The organism is Nonomuraea sp. NPDC050547 (assembly GCF_044457345.1).
GTDB lineage: Bacteria > Actinomycetota > Actinomycetes > Streptosporangiales > Streptosporangiaceae > Nonomuraea.
In genome coordinates this window covers 445,868-463,408 of the sequence record NZ_JBITGW010000003.1, presented here as the reverse complement: position 1 = coordinate 463,408, position 17,541 = coordinate 445,868, and the positions used below count along the sequence as shown (strand labels likewise).

General features: G+C 68.8%; 17 protein-coding genes and 1 pseudogene. 12 read left to right on the top strand and 6 right to left on the bottom strand.

The window, feature by feature from the left end; genetic code table 11:
* Window positions 1-102: 102 nt before the first annotated feature.
* The 3 genes from ACIBHY_RS09780 to ACIBHY_RS09770 all read right to left on the bottom strand — a co-directional run bounded on the left by ACIBHY_RS09780 (window position 103) and on the right by ACIBHY_RS09770 (window position 2,666).
* Window positions 103-1,143, bottom strand: a complete 1,041-nt coding sequence (locus tag ACIBHY_RS09780) for a CU044_5270 family protein (RefSeq protein ID WP_397306443.1) — start codon at window positions 1,141-1,143, stop codon at window positions 103-105.
* Window positions 1,140-1,733: an RNA polymerase sigma factor gene (locus ACIBHY_RS09775; protein ID WP_397306442.1), complete on the bottom strand. Its 594-nt coding sequence runs from the start codon at window positions 1,731-1,733 to the stop codon at window positions 1,140-1,142. Before ACIBHY_RS09775 ends, ACIBHY_RS09780 begins: the two co-directional genes overlap by 4 nt.
* A gap of 216 nt (window positions 1,734-1,949) precedes the next feature.
* Entirely contained in the window at window positions 1,950-2,666 is a 717-nt protein-coding gene (locus ACIBHY_RS09770; protein ID WP_397306441.1) for a TetR/AcrR family transcriptional regulator C-terminal domain-containing protein, read from the bottom strand.
* A 110-nt stretch (window positions 2,667-2,776) separates the two neighbouring features.
* Here ACIBHY_RS09770 and ACIBHY_RS09765 point away from each other — a divergent pair, with 110 nt between their 5' ends.
* Complete coding sequence (locus ACIBHY_RS09765) at window positions 2,777-3,358, top strand: NADPH-dependent FMN reductase (RefSeq protein WP_397249539.1); 582 nt, start codon at window positions 2,777-2,779, stop codon at window positions 3,356-3,358.
* A 6-nt stretch (window positions 3,359-3,364) separates the two neighbouring features.
* Window positions 3,365-4,813 (top strand): MDR family MFS transporter, encoded by a 1,449-nt coding sequence (locus ACIBHY_RS09760; protein ID WP_397306440.1) that lies wholly within the window; start codon window positions 3,365-3,367, stop codon window positions 4,811-4,813.
* Between the two features lie 113 nt (window positions 4,814-4,926).
* Here the strand turns inward: ACIBHY_RS09760 and ACIBHY_RS09755 are convergent, their stop codons facing one another.
* Both ACIBHY_RS09755 and ACIBHY_RS09750 read right to left on the bottom strand, forming a co-directional pair.
* The gene (locus ACIBHY_RS09755; protein WP_397306439.1) at window positions 4,927-6,876 is read right to left on the bottom strand and encodes a PQQ-binding-like beta-propeller repeat protein; all 1,950 of its coding nucleotides are present in this window, start codon (window positions 6,874-6,876) and stop codon (window positions 4,927-4,929) included.
* Window positions 6,877-7,659: 783 nt separating this feature from the next.
* Window positions 7,660-8,205 carry a pyridoxamine 5'-phosphate oxidase family protein gene (locus ACIBHY_RS09750; protein ID WP_397249548.1) on the bottom strand — a complete coding sequence of 182 codons (546 nt, stop codon included), beginning with the start codon at window positions 8,203-8,205 and terminating at the stop codon, window positions 7,660-7,662.
* Window positions 8,206-8,478: 273 nt separating this feature from the next.
* Between ACIBHY_RS09750 and ACIBHY_RS09745 the strand changes: the two genes are divergently transcribed.
* The 10 genes and pseudogenes from ACIBHY_RS09745 to ACIBHY_RS09700 form a co-directional block, all read left to right on the top strand.
* Entirely contained in the window at window positions 8,479-9,072 is a 594-nt protein-coding gene (locus tag ACIBHY_RS09745) for a GNAT family N-acetyltransferase (RefSeq protein WP_397249550.1), read from the top strand.
* A gap of 160 nt (window positions 9,073-9,232) precedes the next feature.
* Complete coding sequence (locus ACIBHY_RS09740; protein WP_397306438.1) at window positions 9,233-9,625, top strand: hypothetical protein; 393 nt, start codon at window positions 9,233-9,235, stop codon at window positions 9,623-9,625.
* Window positions 9,622-10,566: an NAD-dependent epimerase/dehydratase family protein gene (locus tag ACIBHY_RS09735; protein WP_397249554.1), complete on the top strand. Its 945-nt coding sequence runs from the start codon at window positions 9,622-9,624 to the stop codon at window positions 10,564-10,566. The genes ACIBHY_RS09740 and ACIBHY_RS09735 overlap by 4 nt, the downstream gene beginning before the upstream one ends.
* Window positions 10,563-11,120, top strand: coding sequence for a hypothetical protein (locus ACIBHY_RS09730; protein WP_397249556.1), 558 nt, complete (start codon window positions 10,563-10,565; stop codon window positions 11,118-11,120). Before ACIBHY_RS09735 ends, ACIBHY_RS09730 begins: the two co-directional genes overlap by 4 nt.
* A 155-nt stretch (window positions 11,121-11,275) precedes the next feature.
* Complete coding sequence (locus ACIBHY_RS09725; protein WP_397306437.1) at window positions 11,276-12,487, top strand: FAD-dependent monooxygenase; 1,212 nt, start codon at window positions 11,276-11,278, stop codon at window positions 12,485-12,487.
* A 33-nt stretch (window positions 12,488-12,520) separates the two neighbouring features.
* On the top strand, window positions 12,521-13,240 hold the full coding sequence (locus ACIBHY_RS09720) for a TetR/AcrR family transcriptional regulator (protein WP_397306436.1): 720 nt from the start codon (window positions 12,521-12,523) through the stop codon (window positions 13,238-13,240).
* A gap of 690 nt (window positions 13,241-13,930) precedes the next feature.
* Entirely contained in the window at window positions 13,931-14,293 is a 363-nt protein-coding gene (locus ACIBHY_RS09715; protein WP_397249561.1) for a hypothetical protein, read from the top strand.
* A 287-nt stretch (window positions 14,294-14,580) separates the two neighbouring features.
* Entirely contained in the window at window positions 14,581-15,060 is a 480-nt protein-coding gene (locus tag ACIBHY_RS09710) for an alpha/beta fold hydrolase (protein ID WP_397306435.1), read from the top strand.
* A gap of 244 nt (window positions 15,061-15,304) precedes the next feature.
* Window positions 15,305-15,808 (top strand): DoxX family protein, encoded by a 504-nt coding sequence (locus ACIBHY_RS09705; protein ID WP_397249563.1) that lies wholly within the window; start codon window positions 15,305-15,307, stop codon window positions 15,806-15,808.
* Window positions 15,809-15,916: 108 nt separating this feature from the next.
* Window positions 15,917-16,379 (top strand): annotated as a pseudogene (locus tag ACIBHY_RS09700) (leucine zipper domain-containing protein); the annotation flags it as partial.
* Between the two features lie 89 nt (window positions 16,380-16,468).
* Here ACIBHY_RS09700 and ACIBHY_RS09695 read toward each other — a convergent pair.
* Window positions 16,469-17,413 carry a phosphotransferase family protein gene (locus tag ACIBHY_RS09695; RefSeq protein ID WP_397306434.1) on the bottom strand — a complete coding sequence of 315 codons (945 nt, stop codon included), beginning with the start codon at window positions 17,411-17,413 and terminating at the stop codon, window positions 16,469-16,471.
* Window positions 17,414-17,541 lie beyond the last annotated feature (128 nt).

Sequence of the window (17,541 nt, the reverse complement as noted above, 5' to 3'; positions counted from 1 at the left end):
CCAGTTGGCCCCTTATCTGCTGCCGTTGCCGGTGCTTGCCCTCCTATCGCGCATTGTGGAAATGATCACCGGCGGGCGCGGCCTCACGTTTGTCCTGCTGTCTCATCTTTGGCCGACCTCGTTCACGACCGCGACCCTGAGTGCGGCGGACATGAAGAGGACCTTGCCTTCGGGCATGTTCTTCCTCATCTCCGCGGAAGGCTGCCACGGGGTCTCCTCAGGGGACTTGCCGCCGGAGGGATGGAAGGAGTCGTCGTAGTCGACGACCTGTCGTTCGCCGAGGTATTTGAAGGTCTCCGGGTCGAAGATGAGGTCGTGGCGGACGCCGTGGAAGGTCTGGCCGACGGCGATTCCGGGACGTCCGGCGGAGTCGGTCACGTTGTCGTACACCTTGGTGCCGGGGATCTCCGCGGTGGCCTTGAACATCGCGGCCAGGGACTTGGGGCCGACGTAGGCTTCGCGGATCGTGTCGCCCACGGTGACGAAGGCCTGAACGTCCGGCGGGTTGCCGCCGTGGCTGTTGCGGTAGAGCCAGTCCTTCATGGCCTTGACGTCGGTGGGCAGGTCGGTGCGGTAGGCGGGGGCGTCCTCGCAGCCTGTCGGCGGCTTGGCGAGGTCGATCTCTTCCTCGACCTTCTCCTCGGCCGGCGGCGTGGCGCCGTCGTTCTTGTGGCACAGCCAGGTGCCGTTTCCTTGGCCGCCGTCCTCACGCAGCAGCCCGGCCTGGCCGCCGAACGCCGGGAGCCAGACGTGCCGGTGGGAGGCTTCGGGGGGCTGGCCCTGGCCGCGTTCGTCGAGGATCCCGCTCTGGGCGCTCTTGGATTCGAAGTACATGAACTGGCCTCGCGCCGGCTTCAGTTCGGGCTCGTTCGCGGCGTACTGGGACGCCTTGACGAGCACGGCGGGGGCTCCGGCGAGCGTCACGGAGGCGTCGGGCGCGAGTTCGTGGGGGCGGCCGGTCTCGTCGTGGAGTCCGGGAATGATCAGGGCGACGGCTGTGCCCGTGGCCAAGGCCGAGGCGGCGAGGGCGCTGAAGAAGAGCCTGCGGCGAGGCGGCGTGCGGTGAAGGGTGGACAGTTCGGACATCAGATGCTGCTTCCTGCTCTCGTGGCCGGGCAGGTCCCGTCGTGCCGGAATGTTCATGACAGTTCCTCCCTGAAGGCGTTGTCTCTGCCTTTGTGTCCGATCGACGGTGGAGGTTCCAGGAGCTTTGCCCGCAGGCGGCTGAGGCGGGAGCGGACGGTCCCGATCGGGATGTTCAGGGCGGCGGCCGCTTCGGCGTAGGAGAGCTCCTCCCAGACGCAGAGCGCGAGCAGTTCCTGGTCGCGGCGGGGAAGCGTCTGGATATGGCTGAGGATGTCACGCATACGCCGCTGGTCGTCCACGCGGGCCGCCACGAGGTCGGCGACCTCGTGCGCCGGGATGGGTCTGGGCAGGCGGGCAAGGGCGTCGCCGTGCCGTCGCAGCGCGCGCCGGTGGTTGCGCAGGCAGTTGGTCGCCACGCCGTAAAGCCAGGCCAGCAACGAGCCGCCCTCCATGCGGACCTGCGCGCGACGCCGCCAGGTCTCCAGGAACACCACCGAGGTCAGTTCCTCGGCCACCGACCAGTCGGCCGTCCGCCGGAAGCAGTAGTTGTAGACGGCCCGGCTGTGCCGGTCAAAGAGGTCGCCGAAGGCGCGCTCATCGCCGGCGAGCGCCAACGCCCACAACTCGGCATCGCTGTTACTGGTCACGTTCCTCTTGTGTCCGAAGCCGGCCACCGGTTCCGGCCGTGGAGCCTCACGTCTTTCGGGAACGCGGGTTGGTGATCACGCCTACCAACAGTGGCCCGTTCAGCAGGTCGGAGGTGAAGCGACCCCGATCCTGGCAGGCCCCTCCACCGATCCGCGTGCGAGGGTCACGGCGGAGCGCGTTCCATCTGCGCCATTGACCCTCGCCTGGCGGGGTCCTCAGATGTTCAGGCGGGCGGCGATGCCCTCGAGAAGGCAGTTGAGGCCGAGGTCGAACTGCCACTGCCTGTCGTCCTTGCGGGTGGCGGTGCGCAGGTAGTGCTGGTAGGTGGGGTAGTGGCCGGTGCGCATGTGCCAGGCCATGAGGGGCGCGAGTTCGGTGCGCAGTTCGTCGTCGGTGGACAGGCTCTGCTCGCTCATGAACGCATCGACGGCGCTGTCGTGGCTCATGGCGCCGTGCACGTAGGCGTCCACACCGCGGAAGATGCCCATCATCGTGTCGGTGTCCAGGCCGAGACCGTCGAGCGCCGTCAGGGCCTGCTCGGCCACGGCCATGCGGCTGGGGGTCAGGGCGAGCTTGGTTCGCGGCGGGAGCTGAGCCAGCCACCGGTGCTCCAGCATCAGCTCGCGGGTACGCACGGCCAGGGCGTGCAGGCTCTCCCGCCAGCCCAGGCCGGCGGGCAGGCGCATGCCCGCGTAGACGTGGTCGACCATGAGTTCCAGCAGGTCGTCCTTGCCTGACACGTAGCGGTACGGCGCCATGGGAGCGACGCCCAGTTCTGTGGCCAGGCGGCGCATGGTGATGGCTTCCAGGCCCTCGGCGTCGGCGACCATGACGGCGGCCGAGGCGATGCGCTGCGCGGACAACGTCTGGCGTGGGGCTGGCGCGGGCCGTTCCAGCCGCTCCCACAGCGGTGCGCGCTTGTCGGTGGTCATGCCGTTGCCCCTTTTCCTCGCCTGCCGATACAACGTACCGGCAGTAGACAACGTACACCCGAATGTGTACGTTGTATCCGCTCGATACGGCGTACACTAAGGGAAGATTCGTGCTCAAGATCTCCGTCATTCTCGGCAGCACCCGTGAGGGACGCTTCGGACCCGCCGTGGCGAACTGGCTGCTCGACCACCTCCATCAGCGTGACGACATGAGCGCCGACCTGATCGACCTGGCCGAGACCCCGCTGCCGACCGTGCTGCCGGAGCTCGGCCGGCCACCGGCCTCTCAAGAGGACAGAGATCTGCTGGCGGCCGTCTCACCGCGCCTGGCGACGGCCGACGCCTTCGTGATCGTGACACCCGAGTACAACCACAGCTTCCCGGCCGCGCTGAAGAACGCCATCGACTGGCACGGCGTCGAATGGCAGGCCAAGCCCGTCTCTTTCGTCTCCTACGGCGCCTTCTCCGCCGGGCTGCGCGCGGTCGAGCAGCTCCGGCTCGTACTGGCCGAGCTGCACGCCGTCACCCTGCGTGACAGCGTCGGCCTGCAACATCCGTGGGCGCAGTTCGACGGCGACGGCAGGGCCCTCGACCCGGCCGCCGATGCCGCCGCCAAGGTCATGCTGGACCGGCTCGCCTGGTGGGCGCACGCGCTGCGCGAGGCCAGGACCGCCCACCCCTACACCGTCTGAGGCGCCATGACCCGCCTGGGTGTCTTCGGGCTGCTGACCGGCATGTTCCTGGCCATGCTCGACGGCCTGATCGTCGGCACCGCGCTGCCCACCATCGCCGGTGACCTCGGTGGCCTGGACCAGCTGCCGGGGGTGGTGACCGCGTACATGCTCGCCGCCGCGGCGACCACCCCGATCTGGGGCAAGCTCGGCGACCTGTTCGGCCGCAAGGCCACCTTCGTCTGCTCCATCGTGCTGTTCCTGGCCGGATCCGCGCTGTGCGGCCTGGCTCAGACCATGCCGCAGCTCATCGCCTTCCGCGCCGTGCAGGGGCTCGGCGCGGGCGGGCTCATGGTCGGCGCGCTGGCCATCATCGGCGTGCTGGTCCCGCCCCGCGACAGCGGCAGGCTGCAGTCGATGATCGGCGCCATCATGCCCGTCGCCTACGTCGGCGGGCCGCTGCTGGGCGGGTTGCTCACCGACCATCTCAGCTGGCGCTGGACCTTCTACGTCAACCTGCCCATCGGCGGACTCGCGCTGCTGCTCATCGCCATCCGGATCCACCTGCCACCCGCGAAACGGGGCCGACCGCGCATCGACTACGCCGGAGCGGTGCTGCTGACCATCGCCATCGTGGCCCTGACCCTGCTGGCGGGCGGAACCCCCTGGCCCTGGGCGCTCGGCGCGGTCGGCGCGCTGGCCCTGGCGGCGTTCGTGGCCGTCGAACGCCGCGCCGCCGAGCCGATCATCCCGCCCCGGCTGTTCACCGACCGCGACTTCGTCCTCGCTCAGATCCTGAGCTTCCTGGTCGGCGCGGTGATGCTCACCGTCACCAACTACCTGCCGCAGTACCTGCAGCTCGTGCAGGGCTCCTCCCCCGCGGCCAGCGGCATGTTACTGCTTCCGCTGATGTTCGGCATGCTCGGCGCCCAGCTGCTCACCGGCCGCCTCATCAGCGCCAACGGCCGCTACCGCGCGTACCCGATCCTCGGCGCGGCCCTCATGGCCGGCGGCGCGCTGGCGCTGTTCCCCCTTGACGGAGACACCCCCGTCGCGCTCGCCTCGGCCCTGACCCTCCCCATCGGAGCGGGCCTGGGCCTGGTACTGCAGAGCACCACCCTGATCACCATGAACAGCGCCGACCCGCGCGACATGGGCGCGGCCGGCGGCACCCTCACGCTGCTGCGCACCATCGGCGGCTCGCTCGGCATCGCCCTGCTGGGCGCCCTGTACGCCGCCCAGGTACGCGGCGACCTGGCCGCCCGCCTGGGTCCGGCCGCCGCCGACCGGCTGACCACGCGAGGCGACCTCACCCCCGCCCTGCTGCCGGACCTGCCCGCCCAGGTGACCGACGCGGTACGGCCGGCCGTCACCGCGGGCCTGCACGTCATCCTCGTCGGCGCCGCCGTCCTGTCCGTCGCCGCCTTCGCCATCGCCTGGCTGATCCGCGAAACCCCGCTGCGCACCGGCCCATGATGGATGGGCACGGCACGCGATTCCTCTGTCACCACCGTGAAACTGGTGGAGGCGGGGCAGCATGCGTTGGAGAACTCCAGCCCCGCCGCGGGCCTTCCTTGCTCGGGTACGCGTCAGCTGTGCCGGGCCGGGATCGTCACGGGAGGGCAGCGGGGGTCGAGTCGGACCTTGGCCAGGTCCCGGCCGACGATCGTCCAGGCGTTGAACGAGCCGGGCTCGAACTGCAGCTGCGGATTGGTGTGCCATTCGTCGCCCAGCCCGGTTGCCAGCAGCCTGGCCTCCGATCCGAGCTCGTAGGCGTTGCCGCCGCCGAAGTAGGTGGAGGTGAACACCCGGCCTCTGTGGACGTTCAGCTCTCCGTGGCCCGAAAGCAGGCCCTGGTGCTTGATGGTCCCGGTGGCGGGGTCAAGGGCGATCCAGGCGCCGAGCACACGCTTGTAGACCGCGTACAACAGCCCGTCGTGCACCTTGAGATCCTGGAAGGTGCGGTGATTGGGCAGGGGATCGATCTGCCACAGCACCGTGCGCCGCTTCAGGTCGAAGGCGGCGATCGAGGCCGTCGCCTTGGTCGGCGGGGTGCCGCCTCCGCCGAGCACGTCGCCGCCCAGATAGACGATGCCCCGCGCGGCGTCGACGCTCAGGCTCATCAGGCTCTGGTCGGGGATGACGTTCGGGTAGACGTCCAGCTTCCCGGCATCGGGGTCGAGCACCGTCAGGGCGCCGCTCAGCTTCGCGCCGGTCGGGGCCGATGCCACCAGGATGGTGTCGGTGACGGGGTCGTGCTCGATGTCCCACGGGCGTGACTGGCCATGGCCGATGTAGCCGTGGCTGCGCACCTTGTCGGTGTGCACGTCGATGGAGATGATCTCACCGCTCGGGTACAGCGCGGCGTAGATCTCGTTGCCCCGCCGTACCATGGCCTTCGGCTCGCCCACCACGCGGATTCTGCGCTGCTTTCCGGTCCGCAGGTCACGTACCTCCACGGCGAAGTGGCCGCCGATGTACAGCGCCCGGTTCGGCACCAGCAGCATGCTCTGGGTCCGCTCGGGACCCGCCGGGAAGCCCGCGTCGATGAGGTCGACGAACGCGGAGGTCCCGCTCGGCAGGTCCAGCCACCACATGCCGCCGCTGCCGGCGAAGCCGATGAGCTGCTGCCCATTCAGGTGCAGTGCCCGGGTCTCCTCGCCCGGGGAGGGCGGGCCGGCCACCTTGGTCACCGCGTTCTGCCCGGTACGGTAGCTGTAGACGGCGCCCTCGGGGCGTGAGGTGAGGTAGACCGTGCCGTCGGGGGCGACCTCGAAGGCGTCGATGGTGCCCACTCCGGCGTCGAACTGCCGGCGGTCGGTGCCGTCCTTGCGGACGTCGATCAGCGTGCTCCCACTCGCCGCCAGGATCCGCTCGCCGTACAGCGCCACCGTGCCGACGGCCGTGGGCCCCTGGGCGAGTTCCCTGACGGCGCCGCTGACCCGGTCGACGGCCAGCAGCTTGCCCTTTTCCAGCAGGCCGGCGTAGGCGGTGGTGTCGTCGGCGGCGACGGCCCTGACGTAGTGCTCGCCCTGGGCCAGCACGCCGTATCGGCGGACCGCGCCGGTCGAGGGGATGTACTCCCAGAGCCGGCCGTCGGAGGAGGTGCCGAGGTAGAGGGCGCCATCCGGGGCTGCGGCCATGCTCCAGACGAAACCGCCGTTCGCTCCGAAGGAGCGCAGGTGAGCCACCTGGCCCGTGGCCAGGTCGTAGCTGTACAGATCGGGCACGGGATAGGTGCCGATGTACAGCTTGCCGCCGGCGACGGCGGTGGCCCAACCGCCTTCCGGCTCGCCCGCGGCGGGGCCGTCCGGCAGGGTGGCCGTACGCGTCACCTTGCGGGTGGCCAGGTCGATCTCGGCTACTACCGGAGGCTTCGGCCCGCGCGAGACCACGTAGGCGTGACCGTCGTGGACCGTGGCGCCGACGATCGCGCCGGTGACGGAGGCCGGGCCGTACGTGGTGACCGCCTGCGCGCCGCAGCCCGGCGGGGAGCTCGCGTGGGCGGAGGCCGGGACCAGCACAACGGTCAGGACCATAAGTAAGGACACGCAGAGTCGTGGCACAGCGGATCTCCAGATTGTCCATTCGTGCTCAATTATGGTCAGGACCGTAATCTTTCGCGCGCAGCACGTCAATACGGCTGACGACCGTGACCCGCTCGCTCCGAGTTGCGGGCGCCTGGGGACCGCACGCGCGGAGGAATGCCGGACGGCTCCGTGGCAGCGCCGGGTCCGTGCCGGGTGGCGGACCCCAGGTCGTCCGATCGTCCACACCAGGCGGAGGGTTGTAGAATGTCGAGAAAGTCCACCCCCGAACCCCAGGCCTGACCTGGGGTTTTCGTGTTCTGCGGACCGTTAACGTCGCTCCGCCCGAGGCATGTGAGGTGGCTATGTACCCGGTGCCAAGCCATGACCCGCGCCAGGCGCTTGCCCGTGTGGTCGCTCACGAGATGTCTCAGGGATGGCGTGTGGAGACGCTGACGGATTACGTGGCCGTCCTCTCCCGCGGCTATACGTATGCGCCAAGGGTCAATCACCTATTGCATCTGCTTCTCACGGTTTTTACCTGCGGTTTCTGGGCGCCGGTTTGGATACTTCTCTCGATCTTCCGCCCCAGGCCTCCGTGTTACGAGCGTCGCATCCTCTCAGTGGACGCCTACGGGCGAGTGCATCAGCAATAGCGCTGGGGACGAGGCCTCGGATGCTTGTCTACCGTGCTGCCGTCGACGGTCGCGTGCAGCCGGCTCGCCATCCAGACCCGCACGAGACAGCGGCCCGCCCGCTCGGCCCCGGCCCCTGTTTCTGTTCGAACACCGGCCGCTAGAAGGTGTAGCGAGTGTGGCTGAACACCTGGCTGTCGTGCCCGAATCCGTACGCCGTGCCGGGTGCCACCGCGAACAGCAGGTCCTTGCCCTGGCGGATGCTGTCGCCGAAGCCGTAGAAGGTCCCCTCCGGCGAGGTGATGTGGTCGCCGTATTGCGTCTCGAACGCGGCGATGACCTCGTCCTGCCGTGCCGGATTCGTCACCCGCTCCGCCGTACCCTCGATCACGATGTCGAGGCCTTCGGACAGGGAGTTGTTCCCGGTCGTGAGTGCGCAGTGGGCGTTGCCGGCCAGGTTCTTCGCCTTCTGCTCGCCCGGCCCGGTGCTGAAGTGCAGCGCCCCGTCGTGCCAGGCGGCGATGAGGGGCGTGACGTGCAGCCGGCCATCCGGCCGGACCGTGGTGATCCAGAAGATCTCGGCGGCCCGCAGCTGGTCCTGGGTCTGGTCCCAGTCGGTGGCGGTGACGTTCTCCGCGCCCGGGCGCGGGTTCAGCGCGGAGCTGTAGCGGGCGTCGAGCTCGGTCTTGGGCTGTTTCGGTGTCATGCGGAACTCCCTTCCCCTTCTCGCCGAAGACTACGGGGGCTGCCGGTCGGCCGGGCGTCCGACATCGTCCGCGACGCCCTCGGCGGCGCCGACCCCATGGCGGGCCGTCTCACCCCGCCCGTACCGCGCTCATGGCCGAAGTCCGCAGAAAGCGGCGGCCCCGGGCCCGGCCGGCCGACCAGGAGCAGCTCCAGCGCAGGCAGGCCGAACGCGGTAACGAGGCCTTGGGATATTCAGTGGCCCGCCTGCCCCTGAGGACCCAGGATGGTGCGCATGACTCTGGCCACCCCCGTACTGCACACCGATCGCCTGCGCCTGCGGCCGTTCACCGACGCCGACGCCGACCCCCTCTTCGCGCTGCACAGCAGCAGCTACGTGATGCGCTACTGGGACTCTCCGCCGTGGACCGAACGGGCTCGCGCCGGGCGCTTCATCGAGATGTGCCGGAAGATGGCGGACGAAGGCACCGGGGCCAGGGTGGCCATCGACCGTGCTTCTGACGGGGCCTTCGTCGGCTGGTGCGGCCTGACCCAATGGAACCCGGACTACCGCAGTGCGTCGCTGGGCTACGTCCTCGGCGACGCGATGTGGGGCCAGGGCTTCGCGACGGAGGCCGCGCACGCCTTGCTGCGGTGGGCATTCGACGCACTGGACCTGAATCGAGTCCAGGCCGAGACCGATACGCGCAACGTGGCATCCGCCCGCGTACTGGAGAAGGTGGGCTTCGTGCGCGAAGGGACGTTGCGGGAAGATTGCATCGTGAACGATGAGGTATCCGACTCGTGGGTGTTCGGGTTGATCAGGCGAGAATGGCGACCGTCGGACGCGCCGATCTCAGGGCCCCGTCAGGCTCACATCGTGCGATAGCACGGATGCCGAGAGCACACGTTCACACAGTTCCTTCTGCCCGCCGCGTGCCTGCTGTCTTCGTTCGCGTGGAGTGACCTGCGCCACACGTTCCGTCCTGATGTCACACCGCTTCCTGCCGCTCCGTCCTTGGGATGTTCAGTCGAGGCAGGAGGTCTTCATGGCACGGGCTGTGACGAGGGTTGTCGTGGTCGTCAGCGCGCTCTACACGCTGTACTTCGGCGTCTGGATGTGGGGGTGGCCGCGCGAGTTCGCCGAGTTCGTCAACTATCCCAATCATGTTCATTTCCTGCATGACCTGGGTGCTTTCCACCTGGGCATCGGGGTCGCCCTGCTGGTCGCGCTGATCTGGCGGGACGCCATCCTCGTCGCCCTCGTCGGCCTCGCGGCGGCCAGCTTGATCCACACGGTCAACCACACGATCGACTCTCATCTCGGCGGCGCCTCGAGCGATCCCTACGTGATCGGCGCGCAGACCCTCCTCGCACTCGTGGGCATCGCCTTCCGGGTCCGGCATCTGCGCGCGCGCGAGACCAAGGAGCAAGGGCGATGAGGGTACTGCTCGCCGGAGCGACCGGCGCGATCGGGGTCCCGCTGCTGTCGGCGCTGGCCGCCGCGGGTCACGAGGTGACCGCCGTCATCCGCGATCCCGCCAAGCGACGGCTGGTCGCCGACCACGGCGCGGACCCGGTGATCGCCGATGTGATGGATCGGGACGCGTTGCTCCGCGCCGTCGGCGGCCGTACAGCCGACGTGGTCATGCACCAGGCCACAGCGCTGCGGAACGCTCCGCGCATGCTGCGCCCCGACGACCCCACGCTGGCCCTGCGCGGTCAGGGGACCGAGCACCTCCTGGCGGCCGCGCGCCTGGTCGGCGCGCGGCGGTTCGTCACGCAATCGCTGATCACCGGGTACGGCTACCGCGATCACGGCGACGCCGTCCTGACCGAGGACGACGCCTTCGGCTCTCGCGTCGGCACCATCGGCGACCTGGTCACCGACGCCAGCGTGGCCACCGAAAGCCAGGTGTTCGCCGCGGACGGCATCGAGGGCATCGCTCTGCGGTACGGGATGTTCTACGGCCAGAACGCGTTCAGCGACATGTTCGCCGACCTGATGCGTAAGCGGGCTCCCATCCTGCCTCGAGGCAAGACCGCCACCACCTCCTTCGTCCACGTGAGTGACGCGGCCGCCGCCACGGTCGCGGCGATGGAACGCGGCCGGGCCGGCGAGGCGTACAACATCGTGGACGACCAGCCGGTGAGCTGGCGCGCCTTCCTCACCGAGGTCTCCCGAGCCCACGGCACCCCGCGGCCCGTGGTGACGCCGAGATGGTTGATCCGGCTCGCCGTGCCGTATCTGGGTTGCTTGATGATCGACACGACGATGCGGATCTCCCATGCCAAGGCCACCAGGGAGCTCGGCTGGAACCCGGTGTACCGCACCTTGCGCGAGGGCCTGGAGGCGCATCATCCGTCACGTGAGAGGCCATGATGTCGAATCCGCTCGACGCGTTCGTCCCGAGATATCTGTTCCGTGAGAACCACGAGCTGCGCATCAGCCAGCCCCCCGACCTCGTCTGGCGGGCGTTGATGGGGGTGTCGGCGGCGGAGTTGCCGATGGTCCGGGCGCTGATGCGCCTTCGGGGGATGTCGTCAAGGGGAGGTGGGAGCGAGACCGTACTCGCCGGCCTGTCGAGGCGCGGGTGGTTCGAACTGGCGAAGGATCCGGGCCGGCTGGTCATCATGGGTTCGATCGGCCAGTTCTGGCGTCCGGGCTCCCAGCGACGTTTCTGCCCGGCTGACGACTTCCCGGCTCATGAAGAGGATGGTTACGCCAAGTCCGCCTCGGCCTTCGAGCTGGTTCCCGCCGGGACGGGGACTCTTCTGCGGACCGAGACGCGTGTCGCCCCGGCCGGGAACGTTCGTTTCAGGATGGGAGCCTACTGGCTGCTGATCCGGCCGTTCAGCGGGCTGATCCGGCGGATGATCCTTCACGCGGTCGCCGGCCGGGCCGGACGGCTCGCCGGCACCTCCAGCCCCGCGTAACCGGGGCCGAGCCCCGGCGGCGGGCCGTGGCGCGTACTGACACATCACAGAACCGGCGGTGAGGCATCTCACCTACACGAGACTGACCAGTAGTACCAATTTGGTCAGTTTTTCATTTAGCCTTCCGCTCAAGACGCAAACAATGAGGAGCTGTCATGACGAACACGGGCAAGGGCGGCCGGGCTCTGGTAGTTGGCCTCGGCGTCACGGGAATCGCCACCGCGCTGCGGCTGCGCCAGGTGGGCTGGGAGCCCGTTGTCGTGGAACGAGCAGCCGCCCGTCGAGCGGGCGGGTACTTCATCATGTTGTTCAAGGCGGGCGCCGCCCCCGCGCGCAGGCTCGGCGTACTGGAGGCGATCGGAGATCGGACGCCCGCCCGGATGGTCAGCCATGACGTGAACCGGGCCGGGCGCCGCAGCCCCGGAATGAGCCCGGCCGCCCTGCCCGCCATCCCCCGGCAGCTACTGCGCGGCGACATCGAGCAGGCCCTGTTCTCCGCGCTGCCCGCCGACGTGGAGATCCGCTACTCGACGGTGCCCACCCAGATCACGCAGGACGACTCCGCGGCCGAGGTCACTCTCCTGGACACCGTCTCCGGCACCACCGTCACCGAGCGCTTCGACCTGGTGGTGGGCGCCGACGGCATGCGCTCGACCGTGCGCGAGCTGGCCTTCGGACCCGAAGAGTACCTGCACCCGCTCAACTACATGATCGGCGCCACCGTCCTTGACCAGCCGATCGCGGGTCTCGGCCTGGACGTGGGCCTGTCCCTGGCCGAACCGGGACGCTCAGCGATCATCTTCCCCTTCAGCGACCACACGCCGAGCCTGCTGTTCTCCTACCGCACTCACGACGTCGACGCCGAGTTCCGCCGCCCGCCGATCGAGTCCATCCGCGCCGCCTTCGGCCCCGAACCCACCGGGCGGCTGCTGGAAGAGTTGTTCACGCGGTTCGAACAGGCCCCGGAATACCTGTTCGACTCCGTGAATCAGGTCAAGATGCCACGATGGCACCGCGGGCGGGTCGTCCTGATCGGCGACGCCGCCTGGTGCGTGACCTTGTACGCGGGCATGGGCGCCTCCAGCGGAATCGCCGGAGCCGAGTTGCTGGGCACGATGCTGCAACGCCACCCGGGTGACCAGCCTGGCGCGTTGCGGGCGTGGGAGGCCAGGATGCGGCCTTTCATCCATACCGAGCAGAACAGCGCGCTGCAGATGCGCAAGATCTTCACGCCGCATGACCGCAAGGAGCGGCTCCTGCGCACCCTGATGATGCGCCTCGTGCACACCCCGGCCATCGGGCGGTTCCTGGGCAAGATAATAGGCCCGGACATGCGCAACAAAGAGGTGGACGTCGCCGCCGTCTGAGACGTCCCGGATCTGAATAAAGGAACGAACCCGATGAGCCAGCTGGTCGAACACCACTCGCGCAAAGCCGCCCGCATCCTGGACAGCGCACGCGAACTGGTGCTCGACCACGGCGCGGGCAAGGTCACGGTGTCCGAGATCAGCCGCGCGGCCGGAGTCGGCAAGGGCACCGTCTATCTGTACTGGCCGAGCAAGGAAGACCTCATTCGCGGGCTGTTCGCCCGTGACCTGCTGACGCTGATGGACCAGAGCATCAGCCGCATCACCGCCGACCCCGCCACGGTCCAGCCTCGCCACCTGGCCGCGCTGCTCCTGCGCACCACCCGTCAGCTCCCGCTGGCAAACCGTACGTACAGGGGCGACACGGAACTGCTGCGGCTGTTCGCCGAAGAGCCCGCCGACCGTGAGCTGTTCGCCCGCATCAATCCCGCCGCGATGTGCTCGGCGGTCATGCCGATCCTGCACCGCCACGGGCTGATCCGCGATGACCAGCCTCTGCCTCGCCAGACCTATGTCGTGCATGCCGTACTCGGCGGATTCTTCGCCGCCGTCTCCGAACCGGCCATCGCCCCGCCCGGTGTCGACGACCCGGTCGAAGTCCTCGCCGACACCATGGCCACGCTGCTCGAACCCGCCGCCCCACCCGGCCGGGCGGCCATCGCCGCGGCAGCCGAGGAGACCGTCGCCGTCTTCCGCGACGTCCGCGCCGCCGTGCTCGACCTCATCCACCGCGGCCAGACCCCCGTACCCTGATCAGCCCGTCCGGCGCCCGAGCAGCGCTGATACAAGGGAGCGCCGGCCGCGCTCGACTCTCTTTCTCCGCCCCGTGACTGAGTCGACAGCGAGAGTCCGCGAGACGCGGCGTGTCGCACGCTCACGTCTCATCAGCGGTTCCATGCGGTGATGTGCGGTTTCGTACCAGCAGTCAGTGGCTGGATCTGCCCGCCGGGTACGCGCCGTGGCCCGCTGCCTATGACCTGTTCCGGTCGTGGGTGGTGGCGGGCGCGTTCGAGCAACCGATGCGGGCGAACTGGCCCGAGCGCTGGAAGAGGCCGCCGGCGAGGCAAGGGGGCTGTGGCCAAAGGGCAAACCTCCACTCAGCAGGGCGGCAGGATCCGGCACGCGAACCTCGGACATCAATGGCCGGAACGGCTACAGGTCGCGATTCCTGCTCAAGATGTCGTCCGCTGCCCGGCGGCTGGGCAAGGAAGGCCTGAACCGGACCGAGAGGGTCCGGCGGCCTGGTCGCGTACGTCGCGGGCGTCCATCACGCAACCGCTCGGACCGCCAGGCAGAACGCCTATAGACAGCGTCGCGTAATTGCGTGAACACTCTGAGCGACAAGTCCTCCCCCCCGGCGGCCATTTCCTGCAGCCTCACCGTCACCGGTGTGTTTCGCGCTGCCCGAAGTGCGTCCGCCAAGGACACCACGAAGGAGAAGCCATGCTGTCCAAGAAACTCCTGGCCCTTCCGCTCGCCCTCCTGGCGGCCGGAGCGTGCGTGTGCGCGGCCACCACCGCCACCGCCAGCACCGCGGCCAAGCCGGCCTCGGCCCGCCAGGCGGCACTGCCGCCGGGCTACCAGATCGTCACGCTGCCCAACGCCAACGTCCCCAACTTCCAGCGCCGCACGCTGCTCTGCCCCGGCACCAAGCGCGTCCTCGGCGGCGGCGCCGAAGCCCAAGGCAACCGGGCGATCCTCGTCGGCTCCTTCCCCACCACCGACGGGCGCGGCTGGATCGGAATCGGCCGCCAGGACGGCTTTAGCGACGTCGGAATCAGCGTCTACGCCATCTGCGCCGACTAGATCCTCTCCGGCTTCTGTCTCGGCCCAATGCGGCCGAGGCAGAAGCCCCCTCGCTCACCCCGGCCCCTGACCACGGTGAGGACCAGCATCCCCCGAACCTGCTCACGATGAGCCAACCCAGCACGCCTTCGAGACGGCGGCACCTGTAGCCAGCGGGAGAATCGGTTGCTTGCCTCACCCCGCAGACCCGAGAGGCTGCAATGGGCCGATGAGAGGGAGATCTCCCCCGCGAGGTCCTTGCCGCGGCGTCCACCGCCCGGACCCACCCGACGACAAGAAGGGAGAGGGTGGTCATCCAGCTCTACGCGCTGCGTTACCCCGACGACATAGCAGGGCTGGTCTTCGTCGACCCCACCGTCAGCCGGACGCCACCCGGTTCAGCGCTGGTGCGCACGACGTCGTTCGCCCTCGCCTCGAAACTGCTCCGCCTGCGCGCGCTCATGCCCTCCAAGGCCTCCCGGTCCCTCCGTGAACTCGCCCGCACCCTGGCGGCCATGCCCCACCACATGCGCGAGGTCGCCGACGCGCGCACTCTGCCGCCCGTGCCCATCCGAGTGATCACCGCCGGCCAACGCCCCCGCATGCCCCAAACCCAGCTTGCGCACCTGAACGCCAATCATCACGAGCTGGCCACTCAATCTCCCCGAGGACGCCTCACCATCGCCGAACGCGCCACCCACCAGATCCCCCACGATCAACCCGAGATCATCATCCAGGCAGTCGAGGACGTTCTGCGACAGCTCGACGCCCCGCAGGCAGAGCCATGACACCAGCCGGGGAAACGATCAACGCATTCGGGCGAACTACTCCCCGCGGAGTACGGGTCGCGTGCGCTCCGACGTGGCCGGCGGCCTCCCCTGGGGAGAACCCCCTACGCTGAAAGGCTGGTACGGGCCGGCCCATCGTACGCGCGAGGGAGTAGCCCAAGTGCGTCCGCCGGCCTGACGTTCTCCGGTGACGTTTTCGCGAGTCTGAACCCAGACGAAAACGGCATCCACCCGGGAGGACGAAATGACCGGCACCATCGAGAACATGATCGTCAAACTGACCGGCTGGCTGTCCCGCCACAGCATCGACGTGCTGCGCGTCAGCCTCGGCCTGGTCTTCGTGGCCTTCGGGACGCTCAAGTACTTCCCGGGAGTCAGCCCGGCGGAGGCCTTGTCGGTGGCCACTCTGGAGAAGCTGTCGCTGGGAATGGTGTCGGGCTACGCGGCACAGTTCGTGATCGCCGGCATGGAGGTCTTCATCGGTCTCACGCTGGTCACCGGCAAGCTGCTGAAGACCGGGCTGGTCGTGATGACCGGAGCGATGGCCGGGTTCTTCGCACCGTACGTCCTGTTCTTCACGGACCTGTTCCCCGGCGCGCCGACACTGGAGGCGCAGTACATCTTCAAGGACATCGTCCTGGCCGCCGCCGCCATGGTGATCGGCGCCCGGGCGCTGGGCGCCCGCCTGATTCCGGCGTACGAGCATCAGGCGCCCGCCCACGAAATCCACGAGCGCGTGGCGGCCTAGGTGTACCTTGGCCGAGATCTTGGTATCCATGGCCACAGACAGCTGATCACATAGAAGACCTCCGGGCTTGGTGGAGTTAGCCGCTTCACCGAACGCTCGGAGGTCTCAATGGCACACGCTAACGCCCGCCTGACGTTCCACGGCAGATGCCTGCTGGTCCGCCGCGTCGTGGAGGTAGGCCGCCCGACGCCCATGTCGCCGCCGAGCTGGGCATCTGCCGACAGTGCGGACACCGCTGGGTCACTCGACTCCGTCAGGAAGGCTGGGATGGTCCGCGGGAACGACGCAGCGGCCCCGACCGGCTCGCCACCGTCACCGGAGTACCGGCCCGGACCATCACCCGCATCCTGCGCCGCCACCACATCGCGCCCTTAGCCGCCTGCGACCCGGTGACCGGCACCCCGATCCGAGCGCACCGCATGAGCGAGCGCCGCTACGAGCCCCCGGCGACCTGATCCACCTGGACGTCAAGAAACTCGGCCGCATCCCCGACGGCGGCGGCCGGCGCGTCCACAGCCGCAACGAACAGGTGCGCTGCCGCGGCATCGGCTACGGCTACCTCCACACCGCCTGATCGCGGACGCGGCCATGGTCCCGTCCGGGGCTCGCACCAGGATGTGAAGGCCGGAACGGTAGGGCCGGTTTCCGCGAACGCCTTCGTCAGCGAAGCGCGTTCAGCTCTTCGAGGGCGCGATCACCGCGCTTGACCATCCCTGGAACGACATCGTGGCGTCCGTGACGGATGGGGACCTCGAGCGTGAGGAGGGTCTGTGCCGCGGCGAGCACCGCCGCCCCCTCCCAGCCGACCAGGTCGAGGATTCTCGTCCACAGTCGCCTTCGGACACCGTCCAGCAGCGGATCCTGGAAGGTGTACCACACGAGGGTGGTGAGATCAGTCGCCCGCGTGCCGCTGCCCGCGTTCCCGATATCCACGACCGCCACCACCGCTCCGTCACGGACCAGGACATTGCTGGGGGTTGAGAGATCGGCATGGACCATGTCCGGCGCCTCTCGTGGTGGTGGGACGTCGGCACACACGAGCCGCAGGCGCTCGGCCAAGGCCGACACCACGGAGGAATACCCCGAGAGCCTGGCCACGGACTGGCGGAGGCGCGCCTGCTCCGGCGTCTCGTTGAAATCCAGCCCGGAGACAGCTGACTCCTGACCGGTGGCCACCCGCCAGGCGTACGACCAGTGGTCGTAGGGCTCGGAGGCTTGACCGGCCTGGAGTTCGATGATCTCCATCAGCTGCTCAACGAGGGACGGGGTCAGCTCTGGCGCGGGAGCCGCGTCGACGAAGTCCATCAGATGCCATACATGAGTGGCTGTGGCTCCCACTCCGAGCCAGGCCGGGGTGGGATAGCCGCGCCTGCGCATGTGCTCGACCACTCTCTGGGCCCGCAACGTCTCATCCAGGTGGCCGGGGTGGGCCCGGGGCACTGCTTTGAGCACCGCATTCGCCTTTCCGGCCAACTGGACGCGCATGGCACCCCCATTGACACCTCCGGGCAGGCGGCTGAGACGAGTGACCTCTGCCCCAACCACGCCGGCCACGTCGTCCAGGACCTCGTCCGGCAGCTCTTCGGGACGGGCCCCCTGGTTCATCGACTCGACCTCGAAATTTCAGCGCATTGACGGAGAGCTACTTGGCGCTTGGCGGCAACTTCGGCGGCATCAAGGCGTGAAGCTGGCGCCCCTGGCTGGGAGTGTTCGCGGCGGCGGGGGCTTCGAGT